Origin of the sequence: Bacillus sp. JJ1122 (assembly GCF_036964885.1) — a bacterium.
In the GTDB taxonomy this organism is placed as follows: Bacteria; Bacillota; Bacilli; order Bacillales; family Cytobacillaceae; genus Mesobacillus.
Genome location: NZ_JBALQL010000022.1, coordinates 84,381 through 100,752, shown reverse-complemented (window position 1 = coordinate 100,752; position 16,372 = coordinate 84,381). Strand labels below are relative to the sequence as shown.

Genomic DNA, 16,372 nt, shown 5'->3' with positions numbered 1-16,372 from the left:
CCCGCAGGACACTGAAGAGCTTCCTCGAATGGACCCACGCACGATGGAAATGCGTTAGCATTTTCGGAGGAGTCTACACGCCTTCCACTGCAATCAACAGGTTTTCAATAACTGATTTGAGACTGTATCCTTGTCGACAAGCTGACCGCAGCATTAAAATATGCTGCGGCTACATATACCAAATAGTTAATTTCCTGCTCCTCTATATCTCTTAACGCCCTCGTTCCAAATCACAACAGATAAACTAAAAAAGGTCATCCCGATCACTGGTGTGAAAAATGAGTAGCCGAACCAATCCTCCCGCCCTAGAAAGTAAGCGGCAGGATAAACTCCAACAAAGGCGAATGGCAAAATCCAGGTTAATACGAAGCGGATCGCCTTATTGTAGATATCCACTGGATAGCGTCCGTAATTGCCGATATTATACATCATCGGCATGATCGAAGTCCGTGCATCGGCCCAGAAGCTGATGCAAGCAATCATTACAAAGATACCTGCATATACAAGAACTCCGCCAAGTACGAGCACGATAAACACGATCGGATCGTACCAGTGAAACTCAAGGTTCAAACGCCCGCCAGCATAAAACATGACTGCCAACCCGGTAATAGCTCCAAACAACGATTCAAGCTCCATCCGCTCAAGAATCACCTGAAAAAGGCTGTGGATCGGCCTGGTTAGGATCCTGTCTAGCTCACCTTTTACGATATACCGTTCATTAAAGTCCCAAATATTGAAAAAAGACGAAAAGAGCGCAAATGGCACAAGAAAGAATCCATAAATAAAGATAATTTCATCCTTGCTCCAGCCGTTGAGAAATTGGGTATGGTCGAATACCACAATGATAAAAATTAAGTTCACTGCTTGAAATAACAGGTCAGAAAAAATCTCGACAAACAAATCCGCCCGATACTCAAGCCTTGTTTTCATATATTGGGCGACATACTGAAAAAACATTCTTACGTAAAACACAGGTCACCCTCCTTGTATAATCAGCTGTTTTTTTGCAATGATCCATAAAACCTGGACCGGGATAATCAGAATCAAAACCCATACCGCCTGCAGCATAAGGCCTTCAATTGCCTGACTGCCGCTGAATCCGTTAGTAAAGATCATGCTTGGAATATAGCTGATCCCCTGGAAGGGAAGAAACTTCAAGATTTCCTGTGCCCAGCCGGGAAAAAAGCTGATTGGAAGCAGCAGTCCAGAGAAAAGGTCGATCAGGACCCGCTTGGCTCGGATTAAGCCTGTATTATTATATAAGAAGAAAGTGGTAATCCCAGTCAGCAAATTTAACTGTGTGTTTATAAAGAAGCTCAAAATAATCGAAATCGCGAACAATCCCCAGGAAGTAAGATTCGCCGAGAATTCAAGCGGAAAAATAAGCGCGACAATCATCATCCCTGGCACCGAGAAGAAAAACAGCCTGAAGATGCCCTCCCCAAGGCCTTGCATCGTTTTCATTCCCAAGTAACTGTATGGCCTGATGAGTTCGACCGCCACTTTGCCTTCCTTGATTTCTGTCGCCATTTCACGGTCGATATTGTTAAAGTAAAAAGCCCTTGCCATCCAGGCAACTGCAACATAGGTCGTCATCTGCACAGCGGACAACCCCTCTATTTCACTTTTTCCACCGTAAATGGCATTCCAAAGAAAGTAATAAGCCCCGATGTTAATGCTGTATATTAAAATCCCCGTGTAATAATTGGTCCTGTATGCAAGCATCATCAAAAAGCGGATGCGGATCATTTCAAGGTACTTATCCATATTACGCCATCCCTTTATCATAAATATTACGGATGATTTCTTCAGTGGAAGGCTCATTGATTTTAACATCCCTTATCTTATAAGCTGCCACGGCACGGGCGATTACCTGCGAAACCACCTCTTCATCATCACCGGTAATGGCGGTGAAGACCTGGTCCTTTTCATCCAGTTCCCATTTCACTCCAAGATCGTTCGTCAATGCTTCAAGTCGGTAAATATCAGCTTTTTCAAGGAACTCAAAGCTGACTTCCTTTCCTTCACCCCATTTTTCTTTCAAGCTTTTCAGGGCACCATCGTAAATGATATTTCCTTCATCCAGCATGATCACCCGCTCACAGAGAGCTTCGATATCCGTTAAGTCATGGGTTGTAAGCAGGATCGTTGTATTGTATTTTTCGTTGATTTCTTTTAAAAACTCTCTGATTTTAAGTTTGACTAGTACGTCCAGTCCTATTGTCGGTTCATCCAGGAAAAGCAGCGGCGGATTATGGATGAGTGCGGCTGCAAGCTCACATCGCATCCTTTGCCCAAGAGACAGCTTCCTTACCGGCTTGTCCAGCAGCGGTTCGATATCCAAAGTCTTGATGACATGGTCCATATGTTCGTTGTAGTGGGCATCAGATACCTTATAAACCTTTTTCAAAAGGCGAAAGGACTCCTGGACAGCGATATCCCACCAGAGCTGTGACCTCTGCCCGAAAACAACTCCGATGGTCTGCACAAATTTTTCGCGTTCCTTATGTGGGTTCATTCCATTCACAATGATCCCTCCGGAAGTTGGTGTGAGAATGCCGGTCAGCATTTTGATAGTCGTTGATTTTCCTGCCCCGTTTTCTCCAATATACCCAACCATCTCACCTTGCTTGACGTTAAAGCTGATATCATTCACAGCCGGAACGATTTTATAGTTACGTGTAAAAAGGTCACGAAAGGCCCCCGACAATCCGGATCGGCTTGAATAAGCCTTGAATTCCTTCCTCAGCCCGTTCACTTCAATGGCGTTCATATTATTTCCTCCTTTATTCCCTCAAACAGTTTAGCCAATCTGCTGAAGTAAAACAAATGCTACGCCTGAAATTTTTTATCCAGAGAATGGGTTCATGTTTTTTGACAAGTGAAACAATCTGTAAAAATGATAATTAATGATAAAATAAAGAAGCAGATACATATAGGAGGTTTTACCATGCAAAGAACGAATTCTGAACGAATACATAATGAAGCGCTCGAACACATTGTTGGAGGAGTAAATAGCCCTTCCCGCTCATTCAAGGCGGTAGGCGGCGGCGCACCCGTTGTAATGGAGCGTGCACAAGGGGCATACTTCTGGGATGTCGACGGCAATCAATATATCGATTACTTGGCAGCGTATGGTCCGATCATTACTGGGCATGCTCATCCGCATATAACGGAAGCGATTAAAAAGGCAGCAGAAACTGGAGTATTATACGGAACTCCTACCCCTCATGAAGTCAAGTTTGCAAAAATGCTGAAAGAAGCCATGCCAGCACTTGATAAGGTCCGTTTCGTCAATTCCGGCACAGAGGCAGTAATGACAACAATCCGTGTTGCTCGTGCCTATACAGGACGCGATAAAATCATCAAGTTCGCAGGATGCTATCATGGACATTCAGACCTTGTCCTTGTAGCTGCAGGCTCAGGACCGTCTACACTAGGGACTCCTGATTCGGCCGGCGTTCCTAAAAGCATCGCTCAGGAAGTCATCACTGTACCGTTTAATGATATTGAACCGTTTAAGGAAGCTCTTGAAAAATGGGGAGACCAAATCGCAGCTGTACTTGTGGAGCCGATTGTTGGCAACTTCGGGATCGTTGAACCGAAGACAGGCTTTTTGGAAGAAGTAAAGGAACTTACTCATAAGGCTGGAGCACTTATTGTTTTCGACGAGGTCATTACTGCCTTCCGCTTTATGTATGGAGGCGCCCAGGACCTTCTTGGAATTACTCCTGATTTGACTGCAATGGGAAAAATTATCGGAGGAGGATTGCCAATTGGCGCTTACGGCGGCAGGGCTGAAATCATGGAAAAGGTCGCCCCGCTTGGACCTGCATACCAGGCTGGTACAATGGCCGGCAATCCAGCTTCCATATTGTCAGGAATTGCCTGTCTTGAAGTGCTAAAGCAGGACGGTGTATATGAATACCTGGATCAGCTTGGCGCTTTGCTTGAGGAGGGTATTTCTTCATCTGCAAGCAAGCATGGAATCCCAATCACAATCAACCGCTTGAAGGGCGCGTTAACTATATACTTTACAGATGTAAAAATAGAGAACTATGAACAAGCCGAGAACACGGATGGCGAAATGTTTGCACGTTTCTTTACCCTGATGCTTGAACAGGGAATCAACCTTGCGCCTTCTAAATATGAAGCCTGGTTTGTGACGATTGCTCATACTCAAGAAGACATCGAAGCAACTCTTCATGCAGTTGATCAAGCTTTTTATACAATGGCAAATGAATAAATATACAATTTTTTATACATAACAGGAGCCAGGTTGGCTTCTGTTATTTTTTTACTATTAAATGAAAACGGTTACATCTTAAGGCTTATTTAAAAAATCTATCGCATATCCTATATTTACCGCTATCCAAAGTTTTGTATAAATAATTGATTTCTGAAAATTCTTATGATATGATTGTTTTTAACTATTCTTAAAACTCGCCAATCAAATGGCCGCTTAATTCCTGCTTTAAAAACCCGTCTCAACTGTTTTACCCTCATGTACCAAGCTATCAAACTATCTAACCATAGATTATTTTTTCAGGAGGTGAACCGGCTTAAAGGATCCCCCTTTTACAAGCCGAAAATTTATGACTTTACATTGGACCCCTTCTCTATTTAAGGATTTTTCACGACACGAACACGATGCCTGTGGGATTGTTGCCAGCATAGAAAAAAAGAAAGTGCCTACGCGCGAGAACATTTTTCACTGTATTGATGGACTCGTTACCATGAACCACCGTGCTGGTTTTATTAATGGCGAAGGTGATGGTGTAGGAATCCATATCGATATCCCTCGCGCAATCTGGAAGGAAAAGCTTTCTAACGCTGGAGTAGACCCTAGTGTGGTTGACGATGATCACTTTGTTGTCGGACATGTTTTTATTTCACGGACTGACCAGGCAAAGTCAATTCAAGATGAGCTTGAAGCAAAACTTGCGGCTCAAGGCATGAAGCTTGTCTTTTCATCAGTAAACGTAACAAATTCAGAAGCACTTGGACCAATCGCCATCCAGGAAAACCCTGTATTCTGGCAGTTTGCTTTTCTGGCTGAACATATAGACAGAGAGCTTTCCAGCATTTTGTTTAATATGATTGTAGATTTTGAGAAAAACGAACAGGTGCATGTGGCCTCTTTAAGCCAATACCATGCTGTTTATAAGGTTATGGGCGCTGGAGACATCCTGCCGAAATACTATCATGATCTGGCAAGCCCGCTTGTAGCCTCAACCATGACTCTAGGGCATAATCGCTACTCAACTAACACTCTATCAAGCTTTTTCCGTGTACAACCGTTCAGCATCCTCGGACATAATGGTGAAATCAACACCATCGCCAGGCTCCGTGATGAAGCTCGCATGGTCAATGTACCTCTTGTTAAAGACGGCAGTGATTCACAGGATCTAAGCAGAACTCTTGAAACGTTTATCTGCCGGGACGGCTACTCATTGTTTGAAGCTATGGACATGATGTTCCCGCCAATCATCAATGAAATAAAGGCCTATCCAGAACATCTTCAAGATTTATATACGTATATCCGCGAGGCGTGGGGTCACTTTGCACAGGGACCAGCTGGAATCATTTCGCGCTTTGGTGACGAAGCTGTTTTCAGTGTTGATGCTCTTGGCCTTCGTCCGCTTTGGATGGTTGAAACGAAGAGTTCTTATTTATTTTCATCCGAACCAGGCATCACTCCATCGACTGAATATACAGGCGATCCTAAGCCATTAGCTCCTGGTGAAAAAGTAGGTTTGAAGTGGAATGGCGACAGCATTGAAGTTTACGAGCATTCTCAGTTCCAGGGTGAGGTTTACAAGCGTTTTTCACAGCGGCTTTCATTCGAAGAAGCGCGCCATCGCCTAGCAAGCCCAAAACTTGCAAAAACTGTGACAATGACTTATCCGGATAAAATCCACAATGGACAATACAAAGCATTTGGCTGGGAAAGAGACCATGTCCAGCTTGTCGAACAGATGGCTGAAAAAGGTGCAGAACCAATCCGCTCACTTGGACATGACACTCCGCTTGCAGCTTTAAATCCAGAACGGAAAAATATTGCTGATTTTATCAAGGAAAGTGTCGCTGTTGTTACGAATCCTGCAATTGACCGCGATCGTGAAGCAGAACACTTCTCTACAAGAACGGTACTAGGGAAACGTCCATCCCTGTTCGGCAAAACTGAAACAGGCAAAGTGGTTGAATTGCTGACTCCTCTCCTTGTAGAAGGAAAGGCCGGCTACGAAGTTTCATTACAAACAGCCCAGCCTAGCATGGATCAAGTCATCCAATGCTACCAGGATGATAAATTAGCAGCCTATCTTGAAACAGTTTTCCGTAATGACGAAGGTGTGAAAGAAGCCCTGGAACGACTCACTTCAGAAGCAGTCCATGCGGTAAAAGGCGGCAAGTCACTTCTCGTTTTAGATGATGCAACATCTCATCAAGAGAATGCATTCTGGCTTGACCCCCATCTGGTTGTGTCTGCGATTGACCAGGCACTTGTGAAGGAAGGATTGAGACGCGATTGCTCTCTCTTGCTTCGTTCAGCTTCCCTCCGTTCTTTGCATGATATTGTCGTGGCGCTTGGACTTGGAGCTGACGCGATCAGCCCTTACTATATGTTCATGACCGTGCTAGATGAATCAGTCACACCACTCGTCAATCTTTACAGTGCATTGACTAAAGGGCTTGAAAAAGTCATTTCAACAATTGGCATCCATGAATTACGCGGATATGGCCGTTTATTTTCAGCAATCGGCCTGAACGATGAAGTCGCGGATTACTTGTCGATTGTCAACTTCTTCGGATCCAATGAACTTGCATATGATTTTGCAGCGATGAAAGAGGATGCGATTGCCAGGGCGGAAGAATTCCAGAATGAAAAAGAACGTATCGGAAAAACGTTTCACCTCTTCCCTCGTATCTGGAAAGCAATCGGCGAGGTTGCTTCTACAGGGGATTATAGTGTTTACCGTGAGAAAATTACCGAACAGGAAGAAAGTAATCCGACGACTATCCGTCATTTGACTGCCCTAAAAAAGGCAGATTCAACTGTTTCCCCAGCTGAAGTAGAAATCGGCGTTGGTGAGCATAGTCTTCCATTTGTTATAGCATCAATGTCTTTCGGATCGCAAAACGAAATCGCATTCCGTGCTTATGCTGAAGGTGCTGATCGTTTGAACATGATCAGCATGAACGGTGAAGGCGGCGAAATTAAGGATATGCTCGGCAAATACCCTCGTACACGAGGACAACAGGTTGCTTCTGGACGATTCGGAGTAAATGCTGAATTGCTGAACTCCTCGAACCTTCTGGAAATTAAAATTGGCCAGGGCGCCAAGCCTGGTGAAGGCGGACACCTGCCTGGCTCAAAGGTTACAGCAAAAATCGCTGAAGCGAGAAATGCAACGATTGGTTCAGATTTGATTTCACCATCTAACAACCATGATATTTATTCTATCGAAGACCTGGCACAAATGATCCACGAACTTAAGACAGCTAATGACCAGGCTCGTGTAGCCGTTAAGGTGCCAGTCGTACCAAATATCGGAACAATTGCAGTTGGAATTGCGAAGGCAGGTGCTGACATCATTACGCTAAGCGGCTTTGATGGCGGTACAGGAGCAGCCCGCATTCACGCTCTCCAGTTTGTCGGACTGCCAGCTGAAATTGGAATTAAAGCTGCACATAATGCCCTTTTGGAAGCTGGATTGCGTGACAATGTTGAGCTTTGGGCCGATGGCGGTGTTAAAAGCGCCCAGGATGTCATCAAGTACATGCTTCTAGGTGCAAACCGTGTAGGTTTCGGTACCTTATCCATGCTTGCGATCGGCTGTACGACTTGCCGCGGCTGCCACCTTGATACTTGCCATGTCGGAATCGCCACACAAATCGATTCTGAAGCACAGGCAAAGGAACATGGATTACGCCGTTTCGTACCACGCCAATTCGATCTTGCCGTTCAGGGCATCATGAACTTGTTCACTGCTTTCGGCAATGAACTGAAAACGCTGGCAGCATCTGCGGGTATCAGCAACTTACAGGATGCAGTCGGCCGCTCTGACCTTTTGGAGCAAATCAAAGGAAAAGATCTCCTTGATTTGTCATATTTGCTGAAGCCTTTGGAAATCGGCCAGATCTCATACCAGAAAGAAGCATCCTCTGCTCTGGCATCGGCCCAGCTTCAAGTGGCTGCTGGTGCAGAGTACCTGGATGCTGTTGATGAAGAGCTTCACCAGTCACGTGAATTCTCGAGCGTTACCGCAGAACAACGTGTACTAGCAAGCAGAGTTTCCTGCCACCGTGTCCGTGGACGCCTGGACGGCTCATACAAAAAGCTTCAGCCAGTATCGCTCAGGTACAAGGGATCTATCCTTGGCAACGGGCTTGGAGCTTACAATACAGATGGCATTAACATTGAAATTGATGGTGGCAGCCAGGACGGTGTGGGCAAGACTTCCTTCGGGGGAACAATTCTGATTGCCAAATCACCTGGTAAGGATGGCGGCTTCTACAATGGATCCGTCGGAAAAGGTTTTGGCTACGGAGCCCAAAAAGGCCTGCTTGTGGCCCAGGGTAATGCTGATGCGCGTGCAGGCATCCGACTATCAGGTGCAGACATGATCATTGGCGGACTTGTCAAAAAGCCTATCCCTGAAAAGGAATACGGCAATGTCGGTGCAAACGCCAATATTAAAGGATTCGCATTTGAATACATGACAAACGGCCGCGGCCTTGTCCTTGGGGATCCAGGGCCATGGATCTGTGCAGGTATGACCGGAGGTGTTGTTTACTTGCGACACCAGCCGGAAATGGGACTGACGAAAGACGCCATTTCCCGCCGGATCGCCAAAGGTGCGAAGGTATCCATCCAGACACTCTCCGCCAAAGGCATTCAAGATGTAAAAGAATTGCTTAGCCAGTACGTCGCCTTGCTGGAACGCCATGGACAAGATGACGAGGCAAGCGCTCTTGCACTTATGCTTGAGCATCCGGAAGATCACTTCATTCAGGTGGTACCGGTCAAAGAACAGGCAGATCCTGCCGTCTCTACAGAATAATCTTGAATTGAAAAAAACGGCCTTTTTTGGCCGTTTTTTATTTAAATGTCTCTGTTAATCAACAGCCCAGTTAAACAAATCAAATTGTAACCACTTACATTTAAAATGGCTTGTATTTCGTAAAATTGTCGCTTGAACTTCTGCGCCAACCATTGTATAGTACATTATTGTTTAGTTTTTAACAAAATGGTTTAAAGTATAACGAATGGGATGGAAAATCATCATCTCTAATGAAAGGAATTCACACTACATGAAACTTGGTGCCCGCATATTAAAAACGGGAATAGCCATCATACTCGCTTTATTTTTGTCACAGATTTTTGACCTTCCGTCCCCTGTCTTCGCAGGGATCGCGGCGATTTTCGCTTTGCAGCCAACTGTGTATCGCTCTTATCTTTCTATCATTGAACATGTCCAAGGTAACTTGATCGGCGCAGCAACTGCTGTTGTGTTCGTAATGGCGTTCGGCAACAGTCATTTTATCATTGGCCTAGCTGCTGTGCTGGTCATCACGCTTAACTTGAAGCTAAAGCTTGAAAACACCATTTCCCTTTCGCTGGTTACGCTGATTGCCATTATGGAAACACCCGGTGATAACTTTATCCAATTTGCCCTGATTCGTTTTTCAACGATCATGCTCGGGGTCGTTTCAGCTTTTATAGTGAATCTTGTTTTCCTGCCGCCAAGATATGAAAATAAGCTTTACTACAAAAACACTATTTTATCAGAGGAAATCACAAAATGGATCCGGTTAAGTACGCGCCACGCTTCGGAGCACCAGCTCTTGAAGGCAGATATTGAAAAAATGCGCGAAGGTATCATGAGGCTTGACCAGCTTTACCTGATGTACAGAGAAGAACGTGATTATTTTAAAAACAATAAGCTCGCAAAATCCAGAAAGCTTGTTATTTACAGACAAATGATCAACACAACAAAAAAATCTTTGGAAACTCTGAAAAGGCTGCATCGCTATGAAAATGAATTCAACCAGATGCCTATCGATTTTCAGGAAGTTCTCCAGCATCAGCTTGATTGCCTGATTAATCACCATGAACAAGTCATGCTGAAGTTCGCTGGTAAAATCCGCGCTGAAGCCTCTTACATGGAAGGCGAGGTATGTCTGAACAAGAAACAGCTGTTCGAGCTGTTTTTAGCGCAAAAAAAAGATCTTGCAGAAACGAACAGCCAAATGCTATACCATGTCATGCAGCTTGTTTCCATTATTATGGAATACGGGGAGAATGTTGAGCATCTCGATACACTTATTACAAGCTTCCAGTCTTACCATAAAGACGATAACAATGTGACTATTGAACAAAATACAGAAATTTAAAAGCAGCTGGTTTATCAGCTGCTTTTTCGTTTGAATTATTATTGCTAATTCTTCATCCTCGGATCTAACGCATCCCTTAGCCCATCGCCCATCAGGTTAAAACCTAAAACCGTCAACATAATGGCCAAGCCAGGGAAGATCATTGTCCATGGTGCTTGGATCATGAACTGTTTTGCATCAGCAAGCATCTTGCCCCATTCAGGATTCGGTGCCTCTGCCCCAAGTCCTAAGAAGCCCAGCGCGGCTGCTTCAATGATTGCAGTCGCAATCGCAAGTGTACCTTGGACAATGATGGGAGCCATGCTGTTAGGCAGGATATGATGGAATAAAATCCTGCTGTCTTTCATCCCGACAGCCTTGGCGGCCATGATATACTCTTCTTCCTTTACACTGAGAACCCTGGAACGAATCAGCCTTCCGAAGGCCGGTATGTTTATGATAGCAATTGCAATCAACGCGTTGCGTAAGGATGGTCCAAGCACAGCTACGATTGCAATCGCAAGCAGGATGCTTGGAAAGGCAAGCATGATATCGAAAATCCTGGAGATAATGGAATCTACCCATCTTCCATAGTAACCTGCAAGTATTCCGAGAAGACAACCAACTATAATCGAGCCCATTACGGAAAATGTTCCTACCCATAAAGATATTCTTGCCCCGTAAATAACACGCGAAAGGATATCACGGCCAAAATCATCCGTTCCAAACCAATGTTCAGCTGAAGGGGCCTGTAGGCGCACTGACATTTTCTGATCATTGATTCCTTCTGGAGCAATCAGCGGGGCAAATACTGCAAGCAAAATAAAAAACAAAACGATAAACGTACCCACAAGAGCCAATTTATTCTTCTTGAAACTATACCATGCTTCTGCCCAGGGAGACGCCACTTTTTCTTCTACCTGTATGGTAGGCGGCTGCATTTGTTTTTGAGTTGAAATCTCCATCTAACTCTCCCCTTCCATCACCGGTATTTAATCCTTGGATCAATTGCTGCGTACAATAAATCAACGACAAGATTGATTAATACAAAAAGCAACGCAATGAGCAGAATCCCAGACTGGATTACCGGGTAATCACGATAATTGATCGCCTCGTAAATATATCTGCCTATTCCTGGCCAGCTGAAAATCGTTTCAGTTAAAATCGCCCCGCCAAGCAGGAGGCCTGTTTGCAATCCGATAATCGTCAAAACAGGAATGACAGCATTTTTCAGGGAGTGCTTATAGACAACCCAAAACATGCGCAACCCTTTCGCCCTTGCTGTCCTGATAAAATCTGAACGCATCACCTCAAGCATTGTAGAACGTGTGATTCTTGCAATGATGGCCATCGGAATCGTAGCCAAAGCCACAGCCGGCATCACCAGGTGCTTCAGTACCTCAACAAGCTGGTCAGTGCGGCCTTGGATCAGCGTATCGATAAGATAAAAATTCGTAATCGCTTCGACTGGATTTCGCACTTCTTCCCTGCCCGATGTCGGCAGCCAGTCCAGATTAATGGCAAACATCCACTGCTCCATCAAACCAAGCCAGAAGATCGGCATGGATACCCCGATCAAAGCCAGTACCATCGCTACGTAATCAAACCATGAATTCTGGAACCATGCGCTGATAATGCCTGCGTTCACCCCAATGACGATGGCAATCAGCATCGCCACGAATGATAATTCCATTGTGGCAGCAAGGTAAGGCCAGATTTCACTGTTGATCTCTGACTTCGTCCTTAGGGATTGTCCTAAATCACCGGTCAGCAAGTCGCCCAGATAGTTGAAATATTGAATATACCACGCCTGGTCAAGGCCAAGCTGTTTTGTTAAATCCGCAATCGCATCCTTAGTAGCAAGCTGCCCGAGAATGACTTGGGCGGGATCGCCAGGGATTGCTCTGATCATAAAAAATACAATAAGGGAAAGACCCAACAGTACAGGAACTAAAGATAAAATCCTTCTGACAGAATAGGCAAACACCTTCCCACCTCTTTTCTTGATGATATGTCTTTACCAAGCGAAGATCATTGATGACCAACGCACATCCGCTTTTCAGCAGAAAAGGGAGAATGCACATGTTCTCCCTTTTCCTGATGCATTATTTTTTGAATTCAACAGTTGCAAGCAGGTCAGAACCTGTTGGGTGTGCCTTGAATCCAACCACGTCAGCTCTTCCTGCAAGAGCAGGCTCTGAGTGAACTAGTGGTATCCACGGAGCATCCTCTTTAATTAACTTTTGAGCTTCTTTATAAAGTTTTTCACGTTCAGCCTGGTCATTCGTAGACTGAGCCTTGATGAACAGGTCATGTACCTCTTGATTTTTGTAGCGTGCATAGTTATTGCTGTCAATGTTGTCCTGGTCTAAAAGTACATACAGGAAGTTGTCAGCGTCTCCATTGTCGCCAGTCCAGCCAAGCAAGAAAGAATCTGCTTCACCAACACGGGCTTTTTCAAGATATGTTGCCCACTCATAAGAGACAATCTTAGCTTTTACGCCAATTTTGGCGAAATCAGCCTGAAGCGCTTCAGCAACTTTCTTTCCATCTGGCATATATGGTCTTGCAACTGGCATAGCCCATAGTTCCATTTCAAAACCATTTTCAAATCCAGCTTCTTTTAGAAGCTCCTTAGCTTTTTCAGGGTTATATTCATAACCTTCAACTTCATCATTATATCCTGCAACAGTTTTTGGCATTGGGTTCTTGGCCGGTTCAGCTGCACCAGCGTAGAATGCGTCGATCAGCGATTTCTTATCAACAGCATAGTTTAATGCCTGACGTACTTTCTTGTCTTTTAACGGTCCGCGTTCGTTGTTCAACCCTAGATACGCTACGTTCAAAGAAGGACGGAAGAATGTCTGCAAATCAGGATTGCTCTCGATTGATTCGACATCACTGAAATTCACGCCGTCAATAATGTCAACTTCGCCTGTATTCAATGCATTCAAACGAGCTGAGTTCTCAGGGATTACACGGAAAATAACTTCATCAAGCTTTGGAAGTCCCTTATCCCAGTAGTTTTCGTTCTTCACCAAAGTAACCTTGTCATTGCGTTTCCATTCCTTGAATTTAAATGGTCCAGTACCAACTGGGTTTTCAAGGAATTTATCACCATACTTCTTGACTGCTTCAGGACTTGCAATTCCAAATGGAGACATAGCAAGGTTTTTGTTGAAAGGAGCCAGTATACGGTTTAACGTGAATTCTACTGTATACTCATCAACAGCTTTTACTTCCTTGATTACATCACCAAATTGTGAGTTATAGTAATAGAATTGCTCTTTATTACCGGCTTTCCAGCGTTCAAAGTTGAATACTACCGCTTCGGCGTTGAAATCCGTGCCATCATGGAATTTAACACCTTTGCGCAATTTTAATGTGTGCTTTAGACCGTCTGGAGATTCTTCCCAGCTCTCAGCAAGACCTGGCTTGATTTCTGTATCCTGCTCACCAAATTCGATGAGAGTTTCATAGATGTTTTTTGTTACTTTAAAAGCTTCACCTTCAGTTGTGATCGCTGGGTCAAGTGAAGTTGAATCGCCGCCGCGACCGAATACGAGAGTTCCACCGGACGATGATTCGCCGTCAGAACCAGCTTCCCCGCCAGTTTTCTTGCCGCCAGACTCATTGTTACAGCCGGCCAGCCCTAAGCTCAGGATCAGGATAAAAGCAAAAAACATCAATCCAAAACGCCTTTTCATATTTTTCCCCCTTGTTTTTTCGGACCAGTATTTTGGTTCCAGTCCATGATATATATCATCTATGCTGTTCTTCCCACACACATTCCTATTTGCTAGGAATATAGATGGCAGGCAGCAAAATGACCAGGTTCAATTTCCCTCAGTTCAGGTCTATCAGTCTTGCAAACTTCCATGCATTCCTTGCATCTCGTATGGAAGGCACATCCCTTGGGCGGGTTTGCCGGACTTGGGATATCCCCAGTCAGCAGTTCTCGATCCCGCTTAATCTCAGGATCAGGAATTGGAACAGCCGCAAGCAATGCTTTCGTGTATGGGTGAAGCGGTTTTTCATACAGCTTGTCTGCATCCGTAATTTCAACCAGCCTTCCCAAATACATGACGCCCACTCTATCGCTGATGTGTTTTACCACTCCCAGGTCATGGGCTATGAAAATATAAGTCAACTGAAATTCCTTTTGCAGGTCTTCCAGCAGATTCAACACTTGTGATTGGATCGAAACATCCAGAGCCGAAACAGGTTCATCCGCAATGATCAGCTTAGGCCTTGTCATCAAAGCCCTTGCAATCCCAATCCGCTGGCGCTGCCCGCCGCTGAACTGGTGAGGATACCTTTTTGCGTGATAGCTGCTAAGGCCGACAACCTCAAGCATCTCCTTCACCATCTTCTTGCGTTCCTGTTTTGTGCCGATGCCGTGGACAATCAGTGGCTCCTCAAGGATTTTTTCAACTGTATGCCTCGGATTTAGCGAAGCAAAGGGATCCTGGAATACCATTTGCATATCCTTGCGGGTTTTTCGCATATCACTGTCAGAAAGAGTAACTAAATCTTTTCCTTCAAAGACCACCTGACCTTCAGTAGGATCTGTCAGGCGCATCAGCATTCTGCCTGTAGTAGATTTCCCGCACCCTGACTCTCCAACAAGGCCGAGTGTTTCGCCTTTATTGACCCAAAAGCTGATATCATCAACAGCTTTTACGCTCCCGGTTTGTTTGCCGAAGACGCCTCCAGTGATAGGGAAGTATTTTTTCAGATTATCAACTTTTAACAGTACTTCTGCCATTAGCTACTCCCTCCTTCTCATGTAAAAGGCAGCGCACAGAATGTCCCGGCCTTTCAGTTTCATAGAGTTCGGGATTCTCGCTCAAGCATCGGTCCATGACAAATTCGCATCTGGCTGCAAAGCGGCAGCCAGTTTTGATCGAACCAGGTTTTGGAACGTTTCCTGGAATCGAGTACAAACGCTCTTTTTTCTCACGGATATCAGGAATCGATTTAAGCAGGCCAAGGGTATATGGGTGTTTCGGATTCTTGAAGATATCTTCTACAAGCCCTTCCTCGACGATTTTTCCCGCATACATAACTACCACTCGCTGGCAAACCTCTGCCACGACACCTAAGTCATGAGTGATCATGATAATGGCTGTATCCAGCTTTTCGTTCAAATCCTTCATCAATGCCAATATTTGCGCCTGGATTGTGACATCGAGTGCTGTAGTCGGTTCGTCAGCAATCAGCACTCTAGGATGGCAGCTTAGAGCCATGGCAATCATGACCCTCTGCCTCATCCCTCCTGAAAGCTGGTGAGGATATTCCTTGATGATTTGCTCAGCTCTCGGGAGCCCTACAAGCTTTAACATTTCAACCGCCTGCTGATATGCTCCTTTTTTGCCGAGTTTCTTATGTATTTTCAATGCTTCTGTCAGCTGCTCGCCAATCGTGAACAATGGATTTAAGGAAGTCATAGGCTCCTGGAAAATCATTGCTACTTCATTACCCCGAATCTCACGCATTCTTTTTTCCGATGCATGGACAAGGTCTTCACCATTCAGGAGGATTTCCCCACCGGCTATTTTCCCTGGAGGCTGCGGAATCAGCTTCATGATGGATAATGATGTTACACTCTTGCCACAGCCCGACTCTCCTACAATTCCAAGGATTTCTCCTTTGTTCACTGAGAAGCTGACATCGTCAACAGCGGGAATTTCGCCTTCCGATGTGATAAAAGATGTTCTTAAGTTTTTTACATCCAAAACCGGAGCATGTACCACTTTACTACTCCTTTCTATTACCGAAATATTATTGCTGAATAAAATTTACTGCTGTCTGTGTTAAACATTTTATATTAAATGCATTGACTTAGTCCACTGATTTTTCTTAATTATTTAAATATAATAAATATTAAGAATTGTAACAGGTAATTGGTACTATTTTCTATTTTCCCATTTGACGTTGAATGAGTCCTTTAGGTTACGTTCCAATAAGAAAAGCGCAAGCGCCTTGATCAGCC

11 protein-coding genes are annotated in these 16,372 nt (G+C 44.6%); 3 read left to right on the top strand and 8 right to left on the bottom strand.

The annotated features are described in order from the left end of the window. Positions 1-186 precede the first annotated feature (186 nt). Genes V7201_RS13095 through V7201_RS13085 form a run of 3 tightly spaced genes read right to left on the bottom strand, consistent with a single transcriptional unit; the run spans position 187 to position 2,773 of the window. A complete protein-coding gene (locus tag V7201_RS13095; RefSeq protein ID WP_335377184.1) occupies positions 187-972 on the bottom strand; it encodes an ABC transporter permease in 786 nt (261 codons plus the stop codon). Positions 973-975: 3 nt separating this feature from the next. After that, positions 976-1,767, bottom strand: a complete 792-nt coding sequence (locus tag V7201_RS13090; protein ID WP_335377183.1) for an ABC transporter permease — start codon at positions 1,765-1,767, stop codon at positions 976-978. Between the two features lies 1 nt (position 1,768). After that, positions 1,769-2,773: an ABC transporter ATP-binding protein gene (locus V7201_RS13085; RefSeq protein ID WP_335377182.1), complete on the bottom strand. Its 1,005-nt coding sequence runs from the start codon at positions 2,771-2,773 to the stop codon at positions 1,769-1,771. A 177-nt stretch (positions 2,774-2,950) separates the two neighbouring features. On the opposite strand from V7201_RS13085, the gene V7201_RS13080 reads away from it, so the two are divergent. The 3 genes from V7201_RS13080 (at position 2,951) to V7201_RS13070 (ending at position 10,398) form a co-directional block, all read left to right on the top strand. Further along, complete coding sequence (locus tag V7201_RS13080) at positions 2,951-4,246, top strand: glutamate-1-semialdehyde 2,1-aminomutase (protein WP_335377181.1); 1,296 nt, start codon at positions 2,951-2,953, stop codon at positions 4,244-4,246. A gap of 349 nt (positions 4,247-4,595) precedes the next feature. Then, on the top strand, positions 4,596-9,065 hold the full coding sequence (locus V7201_RS13075) for a glutamate synthase-related protein (protein WP_335377180.1): 4,470 nt from the start codon (positions 4,596-4,598) through the stop codon (positions 9,063-9,065). Positions 9,066-9,315: 250 nt separating this feature from the next. After that, a complete protein-coding gene (locus V7201_RS13070) occupies positions 9,316-10,398 on the top strand; it encodes an aromatic acid exporter family protein (protein ID WP_335377179.1) in 1,083 nt (360 codons plus the stop codon). A 44-nt stretch (positions 10,399-10,442) separates the two neighbouring features. Here V7201_RS13070 and V7201_RS13065 read toward each other — a convergent pair whose 3' ends face one another. From V7201_RS13065 to V7201_RS13045, 5 genes are all read right to left on the bottom strand, one after another. Beyond that, positions 10,443-11,318, bottom strand: coding sequence for an ABC transporter permease (locus V7201_RS13065; RefSeq protein ID WP_335377196.1), 876 nt, complete (start codon positions 11,316-11,318; stop codon positions 10,443-10,445). 41 nt (positions 11,319-11,359) lie between these two features. Further along, on the bottom strand, positions 11,360-12,364 hold the full coding sequence (locus tag V7201_RS13060; protein WP_335377178.1) for an ABC transporter permease: 1,005 nt from the start codon (positions 12,362-12,364) through the stop codon (positions 11,360-11,362). A 118-nt stretch (positions 12,365-12,482) separates the two neighbouring features. Next, on the bottom strand, positions 12,483-14,084 hold the full coding sequence (locus V7201_RS13055; RefSeq protein ID WP_335377177.1) for an ABC transporter substrate-binding protein: 1,602 nt from the start codon (positions 14,082-14,084) through the stop codon (positions 12,483-12,485). Positions 14,085-14,176: 92 nt separating this feature from the next. Beyond that, positions 14,177-15,145 carry an ABC transporter ATP-binding protein gene (locus tag V7201_RS13050; RefSeq protein ID WP_335377176.1) on the bottom strand — a complete coding sequence of 323 codons (969 nt, stop codon included), beginning with the start codon at positions 15,143-15,145 and terminating at the stop codon, positions 14,177-14,179. Next, positions 15,120-16,133, bottom strand: coding sequence for an ABC transporter ATP-binding protein (locus V7201_RS13045; RefSeq protein WP_335377175.1), 1,014 nt, complete (start codon positions 16,131-16,133; stop codon positions 15,120-15,122). Before V7201_RS13045 ends, V7201_RS13050 begins: the two co-directional genes overlap by 26 nt. Positions 16,134-16,372: the final 239 nt, after the last annotated feature.